At 68.2% G+C, this 19,274-nt stretch carries 15 protein-coding genes, 1 tRNA gene and 3 pseudogenes; 14 read left to right on the plus strand and 5 right to left on the minus strand.

What is annotated here, in order from left to right; all coding sequences use genetic code 11:
• Positions 1-17 precede the first annotated feature (17 nt).
• Positions 18-1,754, minus strand: a complete 1,737-nt coding sequence (gene recJ / locus AAAZ40_RS05480; protein ID WP_476661547.1) for a single-stranded-DNA-specific exonuclease RecJ — start codon at positions 1,752-1,754, stop codon at positions 18-20.
• Positions 1,755-1,903: 149 nt separating this feature from the next.
• Here recJ and AAAZ40_RS05485 point away from each other — a divergent pair, with 149 nt between their 5' ends.
• The 7 genes and pseudogenes from AAAZ40_RS05485 to soxB all read left to right on the plus strand — a co-directional run bounded on the left by AAAZ40_RS05485 (position 1,904) and on the right by soxB (position 7,977).
• The gene (locus AAAZ40_RS05485) at positions 1,904-2,563 is read left to right on the plus strand and encodes a class I SAM-dependent methyltransferase (protein ID WP_476661548.1); all 660 of its coding nucleotides are present in this window, start codon (positions 1,904-1,906) and stop codon (positions 2,561-2,563) included.
• Positions 2,564-2,724: 161 nt separating this feature from the next.
• Positions 2,725-3,975, plus strand: a complete 1,251-nt coding sequence (locus AAAZ40_RS05490; protein WP_476661549.1) for a lipoprotein-releasing ABC transporter permease subunit — start codon at positions 2,725-2,727, stop codon at positions 3,973-3,975.
• Positions 3,968-4,664 (plus strand): annotated as a pseudogene (lolD, locus tag AAAZ40_RS05495) (lipoprotein-releasing ABC transporter ATP-binding protein LolD). The gene AAAZ40_RS05490 and the pseudogene lolD overlap by 8 nt, the downstream one beginning before the upstream one ends.
• Before the next feature lie 221 nt (positions 4,665-4,885).
• The gene (locus tag AAAZ40_RS05500; RefSeq protein ID WP_476661550.1) at positions 4,886-5,233 is read left to right on the plus strand and encodes a c-type cytochrome; all 348 of its coding nucleotides are present in this window, start codon (positions 4,886-4,888) and stop codon (positions 5,231-5,233) included.
• 61 nt (positions 5,234-5,294) lie between these two features.
• Positions 5,295-5,747 (plus strand): thiosulfate oxidation carrier protein SoxY, encoded by a 453-nt coding sequence (gene soxY / locus AAAZ40_RS05505; RefSeq protein WP_476661551.1) that lies wholly within the window; start codon positions 5,295-5,297, stop codon positions 5,745-5,747.
• Positions 5,748-5,789: 42 nt separating this feature from the next.
• Positions 5,790-6,101 carry a thiosulfate oxidation carrier complex protein SoxZ gene (gene soxZ, locus AAAZ40_RS05510; RefSeq protein ID WP_476661552.1) on the plus strand — a complete coding sequence of 104 codons (312 nt, stop codon included), beginning with the start codon at positions 5,790-5,792 and terminating at the stop codon, positions 6,099-6,101.
• 126 nt (positions 6,102-6,227) lie between these two features.
• Positions 6,228-7,977, plus strand: a pseudogene (gene soxB, locus AAAZ40_RS05515) (thiosulfohydrolase SoxB).
• Between the two features lie 32 nt (positions 7,978-8,009).
• On the opposite strand, the gene AAAZ40_RS05520 reads toward soxB, so the two are convergent.
• From AAAZ40_RS05520 to AAAZ40_RS05535, 4 genes and pseudogenes are all read right to left on the minus strand, one after another.
• Positions 8,010-9,164, minus strand: coding sequence for an alpha-hydroxy acid oxidase (locus AAAZ40_RS05520; RefSeq protein WP_476661553.1), 1,155 nt, complete (start codon positions 9,162-9,164; stop codon positions 8,010-8,012).
• 123 nt (positions 9,165-9,287) lie between these two features.
• Positions 9,288-9,980, minus strand: a complete 693-nt coding sequence (locus AAAZ40_RS05525; protein WP_045534823.1) for a VC0807 family protein — start codon at positions 9,978-9,980, stop codon at positions 9,288-9,290.
• 6 nt (positions 9,981-9,986) lie between these two features.
• Positions 9,987-10,529 (minus strand): bacteriohemerythrin, encoded by a 543-nt coding sequence (locus AAAZ40_RS05530; protein WP_476661554.1) that lies wholly within the window; start codon positions 10,527-10,529, stop codon positions 9,987-9,989.
• Positions 10,530-10,694: 165 nt separating this feature from the next.
• Positions 10,695-13,791, minus strand: a pseudogene (locus AAAZ40_RS05535) (Rne/Rng family ribonuclease).
• Positions 13,792-14,269: 478 nt separating this feature from the next.
• Between AAAZ40_RS05535 and AAAZ40_RS05540 the strand changes: the two are divergent.
• The 7 genes from AAAZ40_RS05540 to AAAZ40_RS05570 all read left to right on the plus strand — a co-directional run bounded on the left by AAAZ40_RS05540 (position 14,270) and on the right by AAAZ40_RS05570 (position 19,268).
• Positions 14,270-15,304: an RluA family pseudouridine synthase gene (locus AAAZ40_RS05540; protein WP_476661555.1), complete on the plus strand. Its 1,035-nt coding sequence runs from the start codon at positions 14,270-14,272 to the stop codon at positions 15,302-15,304.
• 45 nt (positions 15,305-15,349) lie between these two features.
• On the plus strand, positions 15,350-15,646 hold the full coding sequence (locus tag AAAZ40_RS05545) for an H-NS histone family protein (RefSeq protein ID WP_476661556.1): 297 nt from the start codon (positions 15,350-15,352) through the stop codon (positions 15,644-15,646).
• A gap of 171 nt (positions 15,647-15,817) precedes the next feature.
• Positions 15,818-16,477 (plus strand): HAD family hydrolase, encoded by a 660-nt coding sequence (locus AAAZ40_RS05550; RefSeq protein WP_476661557.1) that lies wholly within the window; start codon positions 15,818-15,820, stop codon positions 16,475-16,477.
• 10 nt (positions 16,478-16,487) lie between these two features.
• Positions 16,488-17,438, plus strand: a complete 951-nt coding sequence (gene ylqF, locus AAAZ40_RS05555) for a ribosome biogenesis GTPase YlqF (protein ID WP_476661558.1) — start codon at positions 16,488-16,490, stop codon at positions 17,436-17,438.
• A gap of 7 nt (positions 17,439-17,445) precedes the next feature.
• Positions 17,446-18,060: a hypothetical protein gene (locus tag AAAZ40_RS05560; protein ID WP_476661559.1), complete on the plus strand. Its 615-nt coding sequence runs from the start codon at positions 17,446-17,448 to the stop codon at positions 18,058-18,060.
• Positions 18,061-18,081: 21 nt separating this feature from the next.
• Positions 18,082-18,174: transfer RNA gene (locus tag AAAZ40_RS05565), tRNA-Leu, on the plus strand.
• Positions 18,175-18,197: 23 nt separating this feature from the next.
• The gene (locus AAAZ40_RS05570) at positions 18,198-19,268 is read left to right on the plus strand and encodes an aldo/keto reductase (RefSeq protein ID WP_476661560.1); all 1,071 of its coding nucleotides are present in this window, start codon (positions 18,198-18,200) and stop codon (positions 19,266-19,268) included.
• The last annotated feature ends 6 nt before the right edge of the window (positions 19,269-19,274 follow it).

Below are 19,274 nucleotides of genomic sequence, written 5' to 3' on the forward strand. Positions count from 1 at the left end.
GGGTTCGCTGCAAGCCATCAGGTCTCGGCGGCTTCGATCAAGAAACGCAGGCGGCGGCGCCCCTGCCATTCGTCGGCGTCGAGGCGGTAGGCCATCCGGGCGCGCGCGGGCAGCGCTTCGGTGCGGCCAAACCAGATGCCATCGACCGGCTCGCCGCCGTGGCGCAGCTTGAGCGCGAGGTGTTTTTGCCCCAGCAGGCGCTGCGACAGCACCTCGAGTTCCTCGCAAAACAGCGGCGGCGCAAAGCCCTGGCCCCAAACCTGCTGCTGCAGTGAGTCGCACAAGTCCAGGCGGCGGTACTGTGGTTCGAGCGCGCCGTCGGCTTCGATGCGCTGCTCCAGGGTGGCGGCATCCAGCCATTCGCTGCCGATCTGCTCGAAGGCGGCGGCAAAGGTGGGCAGCTGAGCGGCGGCAATGGTGCAGCCGGCTGCGGCGGCGTGGCCACCAAAGCGCAGCAGCACGCCGGGGTGGCGCTTGGCGATCAGGTCCAGCGCGTCGCGCAGGTGAAAGCCGACGATCGAGCGCCCCGAGCCCTTGAGTTCATCCGCCTTGTCGGCGGCTTGGCTGGGCGCAAACACGAAAGTGGGGCGGTGCAGCCTGTCTTTGAGCCGCGCCGCCACGATGCCGATTACGCCTTCGTGAAACGCGTCGTCGTACAGGCACAAGGCCGGCGGGGTGGCGGTGTGGGTGGTGCAGCGTGCTTCGGCCAGTTGCAGCGCCTGCTCGCGCATCTCGCCCTCCAGGCTTTTGCGCTGGCGGTTGATGGCGTCGAGCGTCTGCGCCAGCTCGGCTGCACGCGCCGGGTCGTCGCAGCTGAGGCATTCGATGCCCAGCCGCATGTCGCTCAAGCGGCCGGCGGCGTTGATGCGCGGCCCGAGCGCAAAGCCAAGGTCGAAACTGCTGGCCAAGGCGCTGCGCCGGCCTGCCACGTCAAACAGTGCCGCCAGACCGGCGGGCATCTGGCCGTTGCGGATGCGTTTGAGGCCCTGCGCCACCAGGCGCCGGTTGCAGGCGTCGAGCCGCACCACATCGGCCACCGTGCCCAGCGCCACCAGTGGCAGCAGGGGGTCGAGGCGCGGCTGGTTGCTGGCGCCAAATAAACCGCGCGTGCGCAGTTCGGCGCGCAGCGCCAGCAGCACATAGAACATGACCCCGACCCCGGCCAGCGCCTTGCTCTCGAAGCCGCAGCCGGGCTGGTTGGGGTTGACGATGACGCAGTCCTGGGGCAGCGCCACGTGGCCGCCGATCACCGCGGGCAGGTGGTGGTCGGTGATCAGCACCTGCAAGCCCAGGGCGCGCGCGTGCGCCACGCCTTCGACACTGGCGATGCCGTTGTCCACCGTCACCAGCACATCGGCCCCGCTGGCGTGCACGCGCTCGGCGATGGCCGGCGTCAGGCCGTAGCCGTCTTGCACACGGTCGGGCACCAGGTAGTCGGCGCGGTTCCAGCCCAGTGGCTGGCCCAGCAGGCGCAAGCCGCGCAGCGCCAGCGCGCAGGCGCTGGCGCCGTCGCAGTCGTAATCGGCCACGATGCAGATGCGCTTGCCCGCCTGCAGGGCATGGGCCAGCAACTGCGCGGCGTCGGTGCAGCCGCGCAGCTGCTCGGGCGGTGGCAGCCGGGCCAACTGGTCGTCGAGTTCGTCTGCTGAGCGCACGCCACGGCCGGCGTAGAGGCGCGCCAGCAACGGGTGGATGCCGGCTTGTTCGAGCGCCCAGATGGCTCGAGGCGGGGCGTCGCGCTGGGTGATTTTCAAGCTTGGGGCCAAATGGAGAAGGGGAGGGCGCGATGCAACGGTTTTGCCATGCAAGCGTCAAATGTCTTTCACACAGCAGCGCTAGCATCGACAGAGCTGCAGCCGCTGGCTGATCATTTATGGCTGTTTTACCTCGAGGCTCAAACCCCATGCAACCCATTCGCGCCCGCGCCACCAGCGCCGATCATACCGCCGCCTCTGGCCCGTGCCCCGCGCTGCCGCAGAGCGGCCAGGCAAGCACGGCGGCCGGCCGGGCCTGGGTGTTCTTCAAGCGCTGGCTGGCCAACCCGCTGCAGATGGGCTCCATCGTGCCCTCGTCGGACGCACTGGGAAGCCGGGTGGCCGCTGCGGTGCACCGCAGCCCCGACGGCATGGTGCTCGAGCTCGGCGCCGGCACCGGGGCCATCACGGCGGCCATGATCCGCGGTGGCGTCGGCCCCGAGCGCCTGATCGTGGTGGAAATCGTGCCCGAAATGGCCGAGGTGCTGCGCAGAACCTACCCCGGCGTCACCGTGCTCTGCGGCGATGCCTGGGAGCTGCCGCAACTGCTGGGGCTGCAGGCCGCCGGGCGCATCGGCAGCGTGGTCTGCGGCATCCCCATGGTGTTGCTGCCACTCGAGCGCCAGCAGGGGCTGATCGACGCCATCGAGGCCGTGGCCCCTGGGCGCGGCTTTCTGCATTACTCGTACTGCGTCACCTCGCCGCTGTCGGCGCACAAGCTGGGCTTGCAGGGCAAGCGCGAAGCCTGGACGCCGGCCAACTTTCCGCCGGCCTCGGTCTGGCGCTACACGCCACTGGCGGCACGCTGAGCGGGCGCGGCAGCGGCTGCAGCGCCAGCCCCGACCGGCGCTCGTTTGCAGCGAAAACCGTCTCCGGCTGGAAACCTCCCCTTCAGGGGATAATCGGACGCGGCAGAGGTGCCACCTCTGCGGTGTGGTTTCGCCCGGTCAGCCCGGGTGCGGATTGAGACATGCAGCTTCCCTACGAACTCCGGCTTGGCTGGCGTTACACCCGCGCCGGCCGCTCCAGCCGGCGCAACGGTTTCATCTCCTTCATCAGCGGCGTGTCGATGTTGGGCATCGCGCTGGGCGTGGCGGCCCTGATCATCGTGCTCAGCGTCATGAACGGCTTTCAGACCGAGGTGCGTGACCGCATGCTGGGCGTGCTGGCGCACGTCGAGGTGTTCGCGCCCGGCGAGCAAGCCATCCCGCACCTCGATCTGACCTTGCGCGAGGTGCGCGCGCACCCCGAGGTCATCGGGGCGGCGCCGTTCATTGCCGCGCAGGGCCTGCTGGCCTGGGGCGACACCATGCGGGGCGCGCAGATCCGGGGCATCGACCCGGTGCTCGAGCCCCAGGTCACCGAACTGGCGGCCGAGCAGCAGGCGCTGGCGCAACTGCAGCCAGGCGCCTTTGGCGTGGTGCTGGGGGCGGCGCTGGCGCGCAACCTGGGTGTGGGGCTGGGCGACGCAGTGACGCTGATCGTGCCCAGCGGCCAGCTTACGCCGGCGGGGGTGATGCCGCGCATGCGCCAACTCACGGTGGCGGGCCTGTTCGATTCTGGTCACCACGAGTTCGACTCTACCCTGGCTTATCTGCACTACCAAGACGCGGCGCGGCTGTTTCGCCTCGAAGGCCCGACCGGGGTGCGGCTCAAGATCCGCGATCTGCACCAGGCCCCCGAAGTCGCCCTGCAACTGGCGGCCACGCTCAGCGGCGACCTGTTCATCCGCGACTGGACGCGCGTCAACCGCACCTGGTTTGCCGCCGTGCAACTGGAAAAACGCATGATGTTCATCATCCTGACGCTGATCGTCGCGGTGGCGGCCTTCAACCTGGTCTCCACATTGGTGATGACCGTGACCGACAAGCGCGCCGACATCGCCATTTTGCGCACCCTGGGGGCGAGCCCGGGCAGCATCATGGCCACTTTCATGGTGCAGGGGGCGCTGGCCGGCCTGATCGGCACCGCGCTCGGGTTGCTGCTCGGGCTGGGGGTGGCGCTCAACGTCGATAGCCTGATGCCGCTGCTTGAGCGCCTGCTCGGCTTTACCCTGCTGCCGCCCGAGATCTACCTCATCACCACCTTGCCCAGCGACCCGCGCAGCGCCGACATCGTGCCGATCGTGCTGATCGCGCTGCTGCTGGCTTTTTTGGCCACGATTTACCCGAGCTGGCGCGCCAGCCGCGTCAACCCGGCCGAGGCGCTGCGCTATGAATGAGCCAGTCCAAACGCCCGTGGTGCTGGCCGCGCAGGGGCTGGTCAAGCGCTTTCGCGAAGGGCCGATCGACCTCACCGTGCTGCAAGGCGTCGATCTGCAAGTCTGCGCCGGCCAGACGCTGGCCATCGTCGGCGCCTCGGGTTGCGGCAAGAGCACGCTGCTGCACCTGCTCGGTGGGCTCGACGCGCCCAGCAGCGGCGCGGTGCAGCTCTGCGGCCAGGCGCTGCACCGGCTGCGGCCAGCGCAGCAAGGGCAGTTGCGCAACCGCCATCTGGGTTTTGTCTATCAATTCCACCATTTGTTGCCCGAGTTTTCGGCGCTCGACAACGTCGCCATGCCGCTGTGGATACGGCGCGAGCCGCGGGCGCAGGCGGCGGAGCAGGCCGCGCAGTGGCTGGCACGGGTCGGGCTGGCCGAGCGCACCCAGCACCGCCCAGCCGAGCCTCTCGGGCGGCGAGCGCCAGCGCGTGGCTTTGGCGCGCGCGCTGGTCACCCAACCGGCGTGCGTGCTGGCCGACGAACCCACCGGCAACCTGGACCGCGCCAGCGCCAGCACGGTGTTTGAGCTCATGCTCGATCTGGCGCGCCAGCAGGGCACGGCCTTTGTGGTCGTGACCCACGACCCGGAGCTGGCGCAGCGCTGCGACCGGGTGCTGCACATGCGGGGCGGGCGCTTGCACCCGCTCTGAATGTCAGTGGCCTGCGGGGCGCAGCGTGCCCATGGCAAAGATATTAGGGTTTTTACCCTTACAAATATAAGTGTGCAGAAATATAGTTGCAGCCAAGCGGCTACGACAACGCTGCGCAAATGGAGCACAAGGTGGCAACGGATTCGTACCAAGTGATCGGGCGCGTGCTGCCGGCCCCTGTGAACCATCCCTCACCCATCCACACCCGAGGTAGCCTATCGATGAAAACCGGCCAGTCTCTGCTTTCCCTTGTTGGTGCGGCCGCTCTGTTGGCCAGCACAGGCGTCGCTCAGGCCGGCACGACGGTTGACGGCGCCGCCGCCACCGCCCTGGCCCAGCGCATGGCCTGCATGGCCTGCCATGCGGTCGAGCGGCGCTCGGTGGGTCCGTCCTACCGCGACATCGCTGCCCGGCACCAGGGCATGGATGTGGCCAAACTGGCGGCTTCGATTCGCGCCGGCGGTTCCGGCAAATGGGGTCCGGTACCGATGCCGGCCCAACCTGCCTTGTCCGAAGAAAACGCACGTGTGCTGGCGGCCTGGATTCTGGCCGGCGCACCCGCACGTTGAACTCTACCGGGTTTATTCAATCCAACGCGTACCCCACCTCACTTCCCCAAAGGAGACAACCGTGAAAGCCAACCGTCGAACCGTACTCCAGACCAGTGGCGCCATGGCGACCTTGGTCGCACTGGGCATAGTCACTGCCCAACAGGCCCACGCCGCCAGCCGTCCGGGCTTTGAGGCGCGCAGCCTGCAAGACGCGCTGCGTGCCGTGGGCGGCACACCCGCGACTTCGGCCCAGATCCGCATCGTCTCGCCCGACATCGCCGAAAACGGTGCCGTGGTGCCGGTGGGCGTGGCCAGCACCCTGCCCAACACCACCGAGATCTTCATTTTGGTCGAGCAAAACCCTGTGCCCATGGCAGCCTCGTTCGCGATTGTCCAAGGCACCGAACCCGACATCCAGACCCGCATCCGCATGGGTCAGAGCAGCAACATCGTGGCGGTTGCGCGCGCCGACGGGCGCTTGTTCTCTGCCGTCAAGGAAACCAAAGTCACCCTCGGTGGCTGCGGCGGCTAAAGCCACCTCACACCACACCACACCACACAAGGAGCAGAGATCATGTCATCACCGATGCGAATCCGAGCCGTCGAAGAAGGCGGCGTGACCACTGTGCGCGTGCTCATGGCACACGTCATGGAGACCGGCGTGCGCCGTGGCGCCGATGGGAACCCCATCCCCGCACACTACATCAACCGAGTCGAGGCGACCCACAACGGGCGCAATGTGCTGAGCGCCAACTGGGGCCCGGCGGTGTCGCAAAACCCGTTCCTGGCGTTCCGCTTCCGCGGTGCCGCCAAGGGCGACCGGGTCGCGGTGCGCTGGACCGACAACCGCGGTGGTACCCGCACCGACGAAGCGGCGATCACTTAAAGCCCCTCCCACCCGAGCGGACGGGTTGGGGCGCTGCCCACAACCCGTCAGAGGGCCAGCCGGTTGCGTGCCTGGCTGGCCCTTTTTGTTTTTAACGTTAGCTGCCGACAAGAACAGGAGACAAAGATGAGTATGAGCCGACGCGAGTTCATGCAGGTGCTGGCCGTGGCCAGCGCCGGCGGCATGGCGATCAGCCACCCCGACGTTTTGGCCGCGCGCCCCGGCGCCACGCACAGGCTGTACGACGTGCCGCGCTTTGGCAACGTCAGCTTCATGCACTTTACCGACTGCCACGCGCAGCTCATGCCGATCTACTTTCGCGAGCCCAGCGTCAACATCGGCGTCGGCGAGGCCTTTGGGCGCATCCCGCACCTCGTGGGCGAGTCTTTGCTGCGCCACTTCAACATCCGCCCCGGCACGATCGAGGCGCACGCCTTCAGCTACCTCAACTTCGACCGCGCCGCGCGCACCTTCGGCAAGGTTGGCGGCTTTGCCCATTTGGCGACGCTGGTCAAGCAGATCAAGGCCAGCCGCCCGCACGCGCTGCTGCTCGACGGCGGCGACACCTGGCAAGGCTCGGCCACGGCGCTGTGGACCAACGCCCAAGAACATGGTCGATGCCTGCAAGCTGCTCGGGGTAGACATCATGACGCCGCATTGGGAGTTCACCTACGGCGCGGCGCGTGTGCAGGAAATCATCGCCAAAGACTTCAAGGGCCACATCGACTTCGTGGCGCAAAACATCGCCACCGCCGACTTTGGTGACCCGGTGTTTCCGCACTACACCATGAAGGAGCAAAACGGCGTGCGCATCGCCGTCATCGGCCAGGCCTTCCCGTACACCCCGATTGCCAACCCACGCCACTTCGTGCCCGACTGGACCTTTGGCATCCAGGACGAGCACATGCAGCAGGTGGTCGATCGGGTGCGTGCCCAAGGCGCGCAGGTGGTGGTGGTGCTGTCGCACAACGGCATGGATGTCGATATCAAGATGGCGGGCCGGGTGCGCGGCATCGACGCCATTCTGGGTGGCCATACCCACGACGGCATGCCGGCGCCTTTCATCGTGCGCAACGCCGGCGGCCAGACCCTGGTGACCAACGCCGGCTCGAACGGCAAGTTCCTGGCCTTGCTCGACTTCGACGTGCGCGGCGGCCGCATCCAGGGCTACCGCTACCGCCTGATGCCGGTGTTTGCCAACCTCCTGCCCGCCGACCGCGAGATGCAGGCCTACATCGAGCGCGTGCGTGCGCCCTACCAGGCGCGCCTGAACGAGCCCTTGGCCGTGACCGAAGGCACCCTGTTCCGGCGCGGCAACTTCAACGGCTCCTGGGACCAGCTCATACTCGAGGCGCTGATGGAAGTCCGCGGCGCCCAGATCGCCTTCTCGCCTGGGGTGCGCTGGGGCACCAGCCTGCTGGCGGGCGACACCATCACCACCGAGCGCCTGATGGATCAGGTCGGCCTGACCTACCCGGCCACGACGCTCAACGAGTTCACCGGCGCCGACATCAAGAACATCCTCGAAGACGTGGCCGACAACATCTTCAACCCCGACCCCTACCTGCAGCAGGGCGGCGACATGGTGCGGGTGGGTGGCATGAGCTATGTCTGCGCCCCCAGGGCGCCGATGGGCCAGCGCATACTCGACATGCGCATCAACGGCACGCCGATCGAGGCCCATCGGCGCTACACCGTGGCCGGCTGGGCCTCGGTGCAGGAGGGCGTGACCGGCACCCCGATCTGGGACGTGGTGAGCGAGTACCTGCGCGACCAGAAGGTGATCAAGCCGCTGCGCATCAACACGCCACGGCTGATCAACGTCGGCACCGACCCGGGTGTCTCGCCCACGCTGCGACGCGGCGGCAGCGCCTGAGTGCGGCCGTTGCGCTGGCCGCTCTGCCTCTCTCAGGCCACCGGGTAGGTGCCGGGCAGCAGGATGGAGCGGTCCACGGTGTCGATGTCGGTGTGGCCCGTGAAGGCCATGCTGAGCTCCAGCTCTTTGTGGATCAACTCCAGCACCTTGCTCACGCCGGCTTGGCCCTGGGCGCCCAGGCCGTAGAGGAAGGCGCGGCCGATGTAGGTGCCACGGGCCCCGAGTGCGCGCGCCTTGAGCACGTCCTGGCCGCTGCGGATGCCGCCGTCCATGTGCACCTCGATCTGCGAGCCCACGGCCGCCACGATCCTGGGCAGGGCGTGGATGCTGCTCTCGGCGCCGTCGAGCTGGCGCCCGCCGTGGTTGCTCACGATCAGCGCGTCGGCGCCCGATTGCACCGCCAGCCGGGCGTCGGCTTCGTCCTGTATGCCCTTGAGGATGAGTTTGCCGCCCCAGCGCTGCTTGACCCACTCCACGTCGGCCCAGTTCAGGCCGGGGTCGAACTGCTGCGCCGTCCAGGCGCTGAGCTGCGACATATCGCTCACGCCCTTGACGTGGCCGACGATGTTGCCGAACTGGCGCCGTCTGGTGCCCGCCATCTTCAGGCACCAGCGCGGTTTGGTGAGCAGATCGAGCACGCTGGCCAGGGTGGGTTTGGGCGGGGCCGAGAGGCCGTTCTTGAGGTCTTTGTGGCGCTGGCCCAGAATTTGCAGATCCAGCGTCAGCATCAGCGCCGAGCAGCCGGCGGCCTTGGCGCGGTCGATCAGGCGGGCGATGAAGTCGCGGTCGCGCATCACGTAGAGCTGAAACCAGAAACCCGGGCCGGCGTGCGCGGCCACGTCTTCGATCGAACAGATGCTCATGGTCGAGAGCGTGAACGGCACGCCGAAGGCGCGCGCGGCGCGTGCGGCAAGGATTTCGCCGTCGGCGTGTTGCATGCCGGTCAGGCCGGTGGGGGCGAGCGCGACCGGCATCGCCACTTGCTGGCCGATCAGGGTGCTGCGGGTGCTGCGGCCCTCCATATTGACCGCCACGCGCTGGCGCAGCTTGATGGGCACGAAGTCGGCCTCGTTGGCGCGGTAGGTGCTCTCGGTCCACGAGCCGCTGTCGGCGTAGTCGTAAAACATGCGCGGCACGCGCTTCTGGGCCAAGCGGCGCAGGTCTTCGACGCAGGTGATGACGGTCATGGGCGGGTCTCGCTGTGATGGATCCCGCATGATAGCGCCCGGGGGCAGCAAAGGCCGCTCCGGGCTGTTGAAAAGCGGCTGCTAGGGCGTGAAATATGGCGCTGCCGTCGCGCAGGAGGGGGCTTACTGCGCCGTGTGCAGGCACTCGGTCAGCTTGAGCCCGGTGAGCTGGTGGATGGCGCGCCCGATGTAGTAGAGCACCAGCAGCATCATGAGCGTGGCCGGGATGGCGATCATGGGGTAGCTCAGGAGCGTGAGGCGCCCGAGCTCTTCGTTGAAGGCGGTGGTGCCGGCCGGGCTGACCACGATCCAGCGCGCCAGAATGAAGTTCATGGTGGCCGAAAAGAAGAAAGTGGCGCCCAGCATCCAGGTGGCGCGCAGCAGGCGGGCCTCAAATTCGGCTTGGGCACCGCGCAGCTGCAACTGCGCCTGCACGCGCTCGACGTCGATCAGCCGCGGGTGGTAGAGCACGGTGCGGATGAGCGGGTAACGGGTCCAGGTGGAGCCGATGACCACCAAACCGATCAGGCCCGGGATGGCGGCCTCTTTGACCGCGAGCCAGAAGGCGTCGAGCTCGAGCAGCCCGATGCCGCCAGTGAGCCCGATGCTGACCAGACCCAGCACGGCAAAGGGGTTGATGCGGCTTTGCAGCCACAGGTCGCGCGCGCCCCAACCGAGCGGAAAAGCCAGCGCCAACAGCAGCGCGTTGACGGGCCCGAGGTCTTCTGGGCCGCTGAGCTGCATCAGGATGATCGACGGCACGATGACCGCGATCAGGACCTCGGTCAGGGGGCTGGTGGGTTTGCGCTCGGTCATGGGGGCTTAGCTGCAACTGATGCTGCCGCAACCGCTCATGCTCGCCGGGCGCACCCGGGAGGGGTCGGGCAGGGTTTCGGTCTGGGTGTCGAATTGCAGCGCCTGCAGGTGCTGCGCCAGCCCGGCGTCCATGCTCTGCGCGTGCAGGGGCAGCCACTCGACCAGCGCCTCGGCCATGCGGGTGATGATGCTGCGGTCGCCCTGGTGAAAGTGCGCTTCGACGGCGATCAGGGTGTCGAGCACGCTTCGGTGCTGCAGGCTGTGGCAGTTGTCGGCGGTGAAGCCGCTGGCCAGCATCCAGCGGTCTTCTTGGGCGAAGTGCTCGGTGGTGTGCGCAAGCAGGGCGCGGTAGGGTTCGAGCTGCTGCTCGGGTGGCAGGGCGCGCAGGTGCGCCAGCATCTCCACCATTTCCTGGTGCGTGGCGTCCATGCGCGCGTCGCCGGTTTGCAGCGCCTCGGACCATTGCAGATCGGGCACGGGCGGGAACTCGCGCGCGGGCGCGCTGGGTGCGGTCGGACTGGTGGTCGGCTCTGGGGTGGCAGTGTTCATGGGGCAACAGGATAGCGCCGGCGGGTGACACGGGTCTTGATGCGCGTCAAAACCTGAGTCGTACCGCCGGATTAAGTTCAAAAAGCGCCGCCGGGCCGCCCCAAGGCGCTTGGCGCCCCCTCCGGGACGGCGCGAGCGCGCAGCGCCAAGCGCAGGGGCACGACCTCACTGTTCGTGTGGCAGCACCAGTTGGCGCAGGTCGCGGCGGGTTTCGACCAGCACCAGCGGTCCGTCGTCGGGCAGTTGCACTGGCTTGGGCTGGCGCGGCACCTGCGGCGCCGGCACCAGAGCGGCGCTGGCGGCGCGGGCCTGCTCGATGCGGGCCGGGTCGGACTGCACCCATTGCAGGCCGGCCTGGCTGGCCAGCGCCTCGAGCTCGGCCAGCGGCAGCGCGAAGGGGGCGCTGGCTGCGGCTGCAGCTGCAGCTGGGGCTGGGGCTGGGGCTGGGGCTGGGGCTGGGGCATGGGCTGGGGGGGCTGCGGCCGGTGCCGGTGCTGCCGGCGCGGGCTGGCTGCTGGGCCGGTTGAAGTACGAGCGTGCCGGTGCGGCGTCCTCGTCCTCGCTGGGCTCGGTGGCGGCGCTGGCGGCACTGGCTGTGGCGGCGACCGTGGCCAGGGCTGCGGCGCGCTCTGGGCTGTCGGTGCTGGCCTCGGTGCCAGCGCTGCCCTCGGTGCCTTCAGTGCCGGCGGCGCGTTCGCGTCGGTCGCGGCCGAAGCGGTCGCGGCTGCGGCGGCGCCCACCCGTGCCCTCGTGCTCGCGTTCGCCCGCTGGCTGGCTGGAGCCGTTTTCTTGGGCGACCGCGTCCTCGACCGAGGCGGGCTGGGCGCTGGCATCGGCGTCGCTTGGGTCGGCAAAGGGTGCGCTGGCATTGGCCGCATCGGCTGCGGCGGCGCTGCGTCGGCCCTCGCCGCGTCCACCCCGGCTGCGCTCGCGCCGCGCGTGGTCGGCGGGTGCGCTGGTGCTGGCCTGGCCGTCTGCTTCGCCGCTGGCGCTGGGCAGCGGGGCTTCGGTGCCGGTGTTGACTGGGCGTCCCTCGCGCTCGGGCCGCTCACTGCGTTCGCCGCGCTCTGGGCGGCCGGAGCGGCGGCTTTCGCTGCGCTCGGGCCGCTCGCCGGCTTCGGTGCGTGCGCCACCGCGCTCGGCGCGGCCTTCGGTGGCGCCCTCGACACGGCCCTCTGCGCGCCCTTCGCTGCGGCCAGGACGCTCGGTGCGCTCGGTGCGCTCGGTGCGCTCGGTGCGGCGGCCTTCGCCAGCGCGCGCACCGGCTTCGGCAGCGCCTTCGGCGCGGTTGCTGCGCTCAGAACGCTCACCGCGCTCACCGCCGCGCTCACCGCCGCGCTCACCGCGTCCACGGCCGCTGCCGCTACCGCCGCCGCGTGGGCTGCGGGGCGGCTCTGTCTTGGTGGCCGCAGAGCCGGCTGCTGCGGCGCGCGTGGCCGCCGGTGCCGCTGCAGGCGCAGCCTCGGGGGCCGGTGCCAAGCCCAGCAAGCGCTTGAACCACGCCATGAAGCCGCTCGAGGCGGCGGCCGGCGCGCTGCGCGCGGCTGCGCCCGCGCTGGCTGCGGGGGTGGGTGTCGCAGCGGGTGCATGAGGCACCGCCGCAGCCGCACCGGCTGCGCCAGCGCCCGTGCCGGCCTTGACCGCGACCTGCGGGGCCGGGCCGTCGGGCAGCACGCCCTTGATCAGCGGCTCTTGCTTGTTGGCGCGCTCGTGGCTGCGCCGGGTCACGGTGGCCACGTCGTCGATCTCCTCGGCCAGCCGGTAGCTGGCGTCGAGTTTGTCGAGGCGCGGGTCGTCGTGCTTGAGGCGCTCGAGCTTGTAGTGCGGCGTGTCGAGCGACTTGTTGGGCACCAGCAGCACGTTGATGCGCTGGCGCAGTTCGATCTTGGTGATCTCGGTGCGCTTTTCGTTGAGCAAGAAGCTCGCCACCTCGACCGGCACCTGCACGAACACGGCGGCGGTGCCGTCCTTGAGCGATTCTTCCTGGATCACGCGCAGGATCTGCAGCGCCGAGCCTCTCGGTGTCGCGGATGTGGCCCGAGCCACCGCAGCGCGGGCAGGGGATGGAGGCGCCTTCGGACAGCGTGGGGCGCAGGCGCTGGCGGCTCATTTCGAGCAGGCCAAACTTGCTGATGGCGCTGAACTGCACCCGGGCGCGGTCTTGGCGCAGCGCGTCGCGCAGGCGGTTTTCCACTTCGCGCCGGTTGCGCGATTCTTCCATGTCGATGAAGTCGATCACCAGCAGGCCGCCCAAATCGCGCAGCCGCGCCTGGCGCGCCACTTCGTCGGCGGCTTCGAGGTTGGTGCGCAGCGCGGTTTCCTCGATGTCGCCGCCCTTGATGGCGCGCGCCGAGTTCACATCGACCGCCACCAGCGCTTCGGTCTGGTCGATGACGATCGCGCCGCCGCTGGGCAGTTGCACCGTGCGGCTGTAGGCGGTTTCGATCTGGTGCTCGATCTGGAAGCGCGAAAACAGCGGCGCGTCGTCGCGGTAGCGTTTCACCCGATGCCCCTGCTCGGGCATCACGTGGCTCATGAACTGGTGCGCCTGTTCGTAGATGTCGTCGGTGTCGATCAGGATCTCACCGATCTGGGTGTTGAAATAATCGCGGATGGCGCGTATCACCAGGCTCGATTCCTGGTAAATCAGGAACGCGCCCTTGCCGGCCTTGGCGGCGCCGTCGATGGCGTTCCAGAGCTTGAGCAGGTAGTTCAAATCCCATTGCAATTCACCCGCCTCGCGCCCAATGCCGGCGGTGCGCGCGATGATGCTCATGCCACCCGGGTAGTCGAGTTGATCGAGCACTGCTTTGAGTTCGGCCCGCTCGTCGCCTTCGATGCGCCGGCTCACGCCGCCGCCGCGCGGGTTGTTGGGCATCAGCACCACGTAGCGCCCGGCGAGGCTGACGAAGGTGGTGAGCGCCGCCCCTTTGTTGCCGCGCTCCTCTTTTTCGATCTGCACCAGCAGTTCCTGGCCCTCTTTGATCACGTCCTGAATGCGCGCTTGCGCCGGCGCGGTATTGCCCTGGAAGTATTGGCGCCCGATTTCCTTGAAGGGCAGAAAGCCCTGGCGCTCTTCGCCGTAGTCCACGAAGCAGGCTTCGAGCGAGGGCTCGACGCGCGTGACCACGGCCTTGTAGATATTGCCCTTGCGCTGCTCGCGCCCTTCGATCTCGATTTCGTAGTCGAGCAGTTTTTGCCCATCGACGATGGCCAGCCGCCGCTCTTCGGCTTGCGTGGCGTTGATCAACATGCGTTTCATGAATTTTCCTCTGACTTGCACACACCATGCCCCAAAAGCGGGGCGCACGGCCAGCGGCCAGCGTGCGGCGAGCGAACGAGGAGGAATTGCCGGAGATCCCGGGCGCAAGCGGGGGCTGCGCAATCGGCTGCTGGAGCGCAGCCGCGCAGCCTCAGACCTGCCCAGGCATGGGCGCGTGGAGGGCGGTGAGCAAAGGGGGCCAGTGGTGGGCTGTCACAGCGTATGCCAGTGGGGCTTTGGTTTCACTTTGGTCCGCATGCAGCCTGCGGCGCAAGGACGCGGGCTGCACGTTTGGGGTATTCCGTATCGGGTTCGCTTCGTTTGTGCTGACCCATCCTGCGGTTCGTGCGGCCGCTGTGGGCGGCTTTGCTGCAGCCTGTGCGGGGCGGCACGAAAGGGCAGGGCTGGCGACTTGTCACCGAGCCGGGGGTGGCGGTGCCTTAAAATTCAAGGCTGCCTCAAAGGCTTGCTCGAAGGCATGCCATACACTCACCCATCGACTCAGGTGGCAACCATTATAAACCATCCCAGCCCTGCCGTGCGCCTGCTCGTGGTCGATGCCGAATCCGACGGTCAGCGGCTCGACAACTACCTGCTGCGTGAGCTCAAGGGGGCGCCCAAAAGCCTGATCTACCGCCTCATCCGCTCGGGCGAGGTGCGGCGCAACAAGGGCCGGGTGCAGGCCGACAGCCGCGTGGCCGCTGGCGATGTGCTGCGCATCCCGCCCTTGCGCCTGGCGGCGCCCGCCCAGCCCGCATTGGCGCTGGCGGCGACGGCGGCGCCAGCGCGCGAGTTTCCGCTGCTCTACGAAGACGACGCCCTGCTGGCCATCGACAAGCCCGCCGGGGTGGCCGTGCACGGGGGCAGCGGGGTGTCGTTTGGCGTCATCGAGCAGTTGCGCCGCGCGCGCCCGCAGGCGCCGCTGCTGGAACTGGTACACCGCCTGGATCGCGAAACCAGCGGGATCTTGCTGGTGGCCAAAAAGCGCAGCGTGCTGCGTCTGTTGCAAGAGCAATTGCGCCAGCGCAGCATGGGCAAAAGCTACCTGGCGCTGGTCAAGGGCCAATGGCCGGCCCGGCTCAAAGTGCTCGACTGGCCCTTGCACAAGTATTTGCTGCCCGACGGCGAACGCCGGGTGCGCGTCACCGATGCGCACGATCCGCAGGGCCTGCGCGCGATCAGTCTGGTGCAGGTGTTGGGGCAACTGACGTTGGCTGGCGCCAGCGAAAGCGGTGCCGCACAAGTGGCCACGCTGCTGGCCGTGACCATTAAGACCGGGCGCACGCACCAGATTCGGGTGCATTTGGCGCACGCCGGGCATCCGATTGCCGGTGACGACAAATACGGCGATTTTGGCTGGAACCGCGACTTGCAGAAACTGGGCGGCAAGCGCATGTTTCTGCACGCCTGGCAATTGCGCTTCACGCACCCCGTGCTGGGGCAGGAAGTGCAACTGCAGGCGCCTTTGCCGGCCGATTTGTTGCTCTGGGCCGATTGCCAGCGGTTTTTGTGATTACAATCGGAACTCTCGTTAACCTTCGTTTAAAGGAATCTCGATATGGCCACTTACGCCGAACTCAAAGCCCAAGCCGAAGCCCTGCTGCTGCAAGCCGAGCAGGTGCGCAAGCAGGAATTGAACAACGTCATTCTGGGCATCAAGGCCACCATGAAAGAGCACGGCATTACGCTCGAAGACTTGGGTGCCGCAGCGCGCAAAGCCGGTGCCCGCGCCAAAGCCCCAGCCAAATTCAAAGGCCCCAACGGCGAAACCTGGTCTGGCGGGCCGGGGCGCAAACCCGAGTGGGTGCGGGCCCTGCAGGCCGAAGGCAAGAACATCGAAGACTACCGCATCTGAGCGCCTCGCTGCGCGGGCGGCGTCCGTCCGTCCAGGCGCAAGCGGCGGCGGTTCTGCGATAATCTGCTGCCAAGCGCGACGCTTTGCCTTGGGCGCAGCGTCAGACCGGCCCGGCAGATCCCACGGGGGCGCTTGAATGCGCCCTTCCTCTTTTTTGCAGCCACCCGTCCCATGCGCCCGCGCCAATTCGACCTCATTGCCTTCGACTGGGACGGCACCCTGTTCAACTCCACCGCCCAGATCGTGCGCGCGATCCAGGCCGCGGTGCGCGACGTCGGCGGCCGCGTGCCCAGCGACGAGCAGGCCGCCTGGGTGATCGGCATGGGTCTGATGTCGGCGCTGGCCCATGTCGCCCCCGACGTGCCCCCCGAGCGCTACCCCCTGCTGGGCCAGCGCTATCAGCAGCATTATCTGGCGCAACAGCACGAATTGACCCTGTTCGAGGGCGTGTTGCCCTTGCTGGCCGAACTGCGCCAGCGCCAGCACCTGCTGGCGGTGGCCACCGGCAAAAGCCGCCGCGGCCTCGATCAAGCGCTGCATTCGGTGCAGCTGCAAGGGGTGTTCGACGGCTCGCGCACCGCCGACGAAACCGCGGGCAAGCCGCATCCGCTGATGCTGCACGAGCTCATGCAGGCGTTCGACGTGGCGCCCGAGCGCACGCTCATGATCGGCGACACCACGCACGATTTGCAGATGGCGCGCAACGCCGGCTGCGCCAGCGTGGGCGTGAGCTACGGCGCCCACGACCACGCCCATTTCGACCCCCTCGGGCCCTTGCAGGTGGTGCATTCGGTGCCCGAGCTGCGCGCCTGGCTGGCCGCACACGCCTGAGCCTCATCCCATGGCCGTGCAATGGTTTCCCGGGCACATGCACGCGACGCAAAAAGCGATCGCCGAGCGCCTCAAGTCCATCGACGTGGTGATCGAGCTGCTCGACGCGCGCCTGCCGGGCTCGAGCGCCAACCCGATGCTGGCGCGCCTGATCGGCCCCAAGCCCACGCTCAAAATCCTCAACAAGCAGGATCTGGCCGACCCAGCCCGAACGCAGGCCTGGCTGGCGCACTACCAAAGCCAGCCCCACACCCGCGCCATCGGGCTCGATGCCGGCATGGCCGGGCCGGCGCGCGCCCTGATCGGCGCCTGCCACGAGCTGGCCCCCAGGCGCGGCGGGCTGGCCAAGCCCATGCGCGTGCTCATCGGTGGCATCCCCAACGTGGGCAAATCCACCCTCATCAACACCCTGGTGGGCAAGCGCGCCACCCGCGTCGCCGATGAAGCCGGGGTCACGCGGGCAGAGCAGCGCATTTTGCTCGCCGATGATTTTTATCTCTACGACACCCCGGGCGTGCTGTGGCCCAAGATCATCGTGCCTGAAAGCGGCTACCTGCTGGCGGCCAGCGGCGCCGTGGGGCGCAACGCCTACGACGAGGAAAGCGTGGCGCTGGAGCTGCTGCTGCGGCTGCGCCAGCCTTATGCCGCGCTGCTGCAGGCGCGTTATCAGCTGCCGCAAGCGCTCGAGCAGATCGCCGCCATGCCCGAAGATGCCTTGCTGCAAGCCATCGGCCAGCGCCGGGGCTGCCTGCTGGCCGGCGGGCGTTTGAACAGCCAAAAAGCCGCCGAAGTGCTGTTGAGCGATTTTCGCAGCGCCGCCCTGGGTCGCATCACGCTCGAGACGCCGCAGCAATTTGCGCAGTGGCTGCACGCCGCCCAGCAAGCCGAGGCCGAACGCGCCGCCGAGCGCGCTGCCGCACGTCTGGCCAAGCCGCAAGTGGAGCGCGCAAACCACACCTGACCTGCCAATGGACGCCTTCCTGATCGCTTTTTTGTTTGGCCTGGGCTACTTCACGCTCAAGGCGCGCAGCGAGCGCGAGCGCATCGCTTTGCTCAGCAGCCACCTGCGCCGCTACCAGATCGAAAAGCTGATGGAGCAGCTCAACCACGGTTACCTGCGTGCCCTCGGCGAGCCCGACCCCGAGCGCCGCGCCCCGATGTGGGCCGCGCTGGCCGAGGCCGAGGGGCAGCTGGCGCAACAGCTCAGCGACTTGGCTGCCGACATCGGCCAGCTGCCGGCCGCGCAAACCCGTCTGTGCCGCGTCAGCCTGCCCATGATCGAACGCTGGCTGCCCCAGTCCACGCTCGATTTTCGTGCCGTGCTGCGCGTCCACGCCGAGGCCGTGCAGGCCGCAGCCGCCAACCACGAACGGCGCAGCGCCAAAGCGCGCGCCCACATGCTGCTGGCCGAGCTGATGCTGTTTCAGCACACCTGCCACTGGTTCTGCAAATCGCGCAGCGTGGCCTCGTTTCGCCTGCTGGCGCGCCACCGCACCGCCTACGAGCAGGTGCTCGAAGCCATCGCCCCGACCACCCGGCGCGCCTACCTGGCGCTGCTTCAAGGCGGCCCGCGCGCCGCCTGAAGGCTAGAATCGTGGGCTTGCGCCCCGATGGTGAAACAGGTAGACACAGCGGACTTAAAATCCGCCGCTTGCTGCATAAGCGGCGTGCCGGTTCGATCCCGGCTCGGGGCACCAGCGCTGGCTTAAATGGAGTTTGTATGTCGGCCATCAAGATTGTCACCCTCGGCCAAAGCGGCCTGCAAGTGCCCGCCATCGGCTTGGGCACCATGACTTTTGGCGAGCAAGTGGGCGCGGCCGAGGCCTTTGCGATCATGGACCGGGCGCTCGAGCGCGGGGTCAACTTTTTTGATACCGCTGAGATGTATTCGGTGCCGCCGCGGGCCGAAACCTATGGCGCCACCGAGCGCATCATCGGCCAGTGGCTGGCGGCGCGCCCCGGGGTGCGCCAGCGCCTGGTGCTGGCCACCAAAGTGGCCGGGCCGGCGCGCGGCATGAGCTGGATTCGGGGCGAGCACACCGGCCTGACGGCGCCCGAGATCGTGGCGGCCTGCGAGGGCAGCCTGCGCCGCCTGGGCACCGACGCGATCGACCTGTACCAGATCCACTGGCCGGCGCGCAACGTGCCGATGTTTGGCACGCTGTACTACGACCCGTCCAAGGATCGGCCCTGCCCCTCGATACTCGAGCAGTTGCAGGCGCTGGCACAGCTGGTGCAGCAGGGCAAGGTGCGCGCCATCGGCCTGTCCAACGAAACCCCCTACGGCGTGCACGAGTTCGTGCGCCTGGCCGAACAGCATGGCTTGCCGCGCGTGGCGAGCGTGCAAAACCCCTACTGCCTGATCCACCGCGGCGCAGAAAACGGGCTTGACGAAACCCTGCACCGCCTTGGGGTCGGGCTGCTGGCGTATTCGCCGCTCGGTTTTGGCCTGCTCACCGGCAAGTACGATGCCAGCGGCTTCGAGGGCGCCGACCCGGCGCTGGGCCGCATGGCGCGTTTTGCCAGCATGCGCCAGCAGCGCTGGGGCCGCGCCAGTGCGCTGCAGGCAGCGCGCCGCTACAACGCCCTGGCGCGCGAGCACGGCCTGGCGCCCACCCAAATGGCGCTGGCCTTTTGCTACACCAAGTGGCAGGTGGCCAGCACCTTGATCGGCGTCACCTCGCTGGCGCAGCTCGATGCCTGCCTGGATGCCTGGGGCACGGTGCTGGCGCCCGAGCTGCTGCAAGCCATCGACGCCATCCGGCTCGAGCAGCGCGACCCGGCCTATTGACCAGCC

The sequence above is a fragment of the Serpentinimonas sp. SMBJO2 genome (assembly GCF_056341105.1).